The sequence below is a fragment of the Yersinia pekkanenii genome, from assembly GCF_001152565.1.
Taxonomy (GTDB): Bacteria; Pseudomonadota; Gammaproteobacteria; order Enterobacterales; family Enterobacteriaceae; genus Yersinia; species Yersinia pekkanenii.
Genome location: NZ_CQAZ01000151.1, coordinates 1 through 1914, shown reverse-complemented (window position 1 = coordinate 1914; position 1914 = coordinate 1). Strand labels below are relative to the sequence as shown.

Below are 1914 nucleotides of genomic sequence, written 5' to 3'. Positions count from 1 at the left end.
ACAAAAGCGGCCCTGCAAGGCCGCCAATGTAACTACAGAAAAATTAAGCCAAGCCAGATTATCATACTGATCGATCAGGTCAATGCCCTATATTCAACGAAGGGCTTAATCTCTACAGATTCGCTGGATTTTGCTGGTGGATTTTTAACCGCGCCATTGGCGCAGTTCAACCGAGATACGCGGAAATCTCCGCACACCGGAAATTCCACGTATTTAAAATCATTCGCTGGCTGGTGGGTGTCTCCAAATCTGGATAGACCCCAACCTATTAATATGTCGGATTTTCCCCAGTGTGGGGAGTCTACGCCAATGGCTGACACCCAAAGAAGGAATTCCGGCTTAGCCGAAGGGGAAATACCACCCTCGAAACAAAATCAATCAGTCAGCTTTGCTTTCTTGCGCTGGCGGCGTTTGATCTCGCCTTTAGCTGCCGTTACGAGAAAGCCAGCAGTACTCTCTCCATCTTCCTTTAGCTGCTCAATATCTACCATTACTTCATGTGGAATTCGAACAGTTGTCATTTGTGATTTTGCGTTCTTTGCACCCGTTGCCATTACTGGATCTCCATACGTTAGGTGTATGTCAGTATACGCAAAAATAATAATAAAAAAAGGCTTGAAGTGTATTTCACTTGAGTGTAGCGTTAAAAGCCAAGGTGACATACACCTTAAAATAACGAAGCCCGGAAGTGTCTCACCACTAACCGGGCCTCTTACCACCAACGATAGATTAAGTATCGAGGTAGCTATGAAGAATCATATCACACCCATAAGTGGGCGGACTGCTTACACCCTAAATACCACACGTTCTAAATTCACCTGGTTGTTTATTGGCACCCCAACCAATACACCTAACTGCACCCCCATTGTATTACGTACCGAAGCTGACACAGAAACGGAAGCCCGTGAGCTTTTCCCTGCATGGTCGCTGACCTTTGCCGCAAAAATCCGTACTGAGTGTTCCGTCTCTGACCACCGTAGCGGTGTAGTTGTGTTCGATTTAATGGAGGTGCGCCATGTCTGAGCTAACCCCTTTAGAAACCGTCCATACAGAAAATTGTCATGCGATTGCGATCATTAAATTGGCCTGTCGTGAGCTAGAAGGCACGGCTTCTGGTAACGCTTTAGAGGCGGCGCTTAATGCATTAGAAAGGGCCAATAACACACTGATCCCACTAATGGGGGAGGGACGTCATGCGTAAATCAGAAATGGCGGTGGCTATGGTAACCCTCCAGCAGGCACAAAAAGCAAGCGCGGTCATTCGTGCACTTCATCATTCTTGGGTAGAGCTTCCGGGCCATGAAGTTGAATTACTGCTTGAAATGTCTTCGGGGTATGCCGACTCAGTGACCGAGTACCTGATCAACCTTTCTGGCGAGGAGATCAGCCATGCGTGAACTAAAGCCTAATGAGCAGATAAACAGACTGAGCGGTGCCGTCAAAGATATGGATTGTCTGTCACGGCAAGCGTTGTCTGAAATCGTAGCCATTACTGATCTGTTGTTGCACTGGATGGAATCACCGGAATGCTACCACCACATAGACAAGGTGGCAGACGCGCTAACGCTCATCTCTTACAGAGCACAGGAAACCATTGATAATGTTGGCCGTGAAGCTGAGTCGGTGGGTTGCGAATATGTCGATCATGACCGAGAACGCCGCCATGCCGCTGCGCATCAATATAAAACGGGGAGGGGCGAACATGCGTGAGCCTATGCCTAATGACCGCTACAGCGACAATCACGGCCTACCGGTCACTGTACAAAACGTTGCTTTTAACCGTGTCACATTCAGTCGTGACGGATATCCAGCCCCTTGCACTGTGCCACTGGTGCGCTTCATTGCTGAATTCACGCTTACCGGAGGGCATAACCATGTCTGATATTTACCATCATACGATTGTTAGCCATCAGG

Annotated in this window: 6 protein-coding genes; 5 read left to right on the top strand and 1 reads right to left on the bottom strand. The window is 48.1% G+C overall.

Annotated elements, in window-relative coordinates; all coding sequences use genetic code 11:
• Window positions 1-374 precede the first annotated feature (374 nt).
• Window positions 375-554: a YlcI/YnfO family protein gene (locus AEP37_RS26770; RefSeq protein WP_048618052.1), complete on the bottom strand. Its 180-nt coding sequence runs from the start codon at window positions 552-554 to the stop codon at window positions 375-377.
• A 193-nt stretch (window positions 555-747) separates the two neighbouring features.
• Between AEP37_RS26770 and AEP37_RS26765 the strand changes: the two genes are divergently transcribed.
• Genes AEP37_RS26765 through AEP37_RS23495 form a run of 5 tightly spaced genes read left to right on the top strand, consistent with a single transcriptional unit; the run spans window position 748 to window position 1882 of the window.
• Complete coding sequence (locus AEP37_RS26765; RefSeq protein ID WP_049615598.1) at window positions 748-1023, top strand: host cell division inhibitor Icd-like protein; 276 nt, start codon at window positions 748-750, stop codon at window positions 1021-1023.
• Entirely contained in the window at window positions 1016-1201 is a 186-nt protein-coding gene (locus tag AEP37_RS23510; protein WP_049615597.1) for a hypothetical protein, read from the top strand. The genes AEP37_RS26765 and AEP37_RS23510 overlap by 8 nt, the downstream gene beginning before the upstream one ends.
• Complete coding sequence (locus AEP37_RS23505) at window positions 1194-1397, top strand: hypothetical protein (RefSeq protein WP_049615596.1); 204 nt, start codon at window positions 1194-1196, stop codon at window positions 1395-1397. Before AEP37_RS23510 ends, AEP37_RS23505 begins: the two co-directional genes overlap by 8 nt.
• Complete coding sequence (locus tag AEP37_RS23500; RefSeq protein ID WP_049615595.1) at window positions 1390-1710, top strand: hypothetical protein; 321 nt, start codon at window positions 1390-1392, stop codon at window positions 1708-1710. Before AEP37_RS23505 ends, AEP37_RS23500 begins: the two co-directional genes overlap by 8 nt.
• Window positions 1703-1882 (top strand): DUF4222 domain-containing protein, encoded by a 180-nt coding sequence (locus AEP37_RS23495; RefSeq protein WP_049615594.1) that lies wholly within the window; start codon window positions 1703-1705, stop codon window positions 1880-1882. The genes AEP37_RS23500 and AEP37_RS23495 overlap by 8 nt, the downstream gene beginning before the upstream one ends.
• The last annotated feature ends 32 nt before the right edge of the window (window positions 1883-1914 follow it).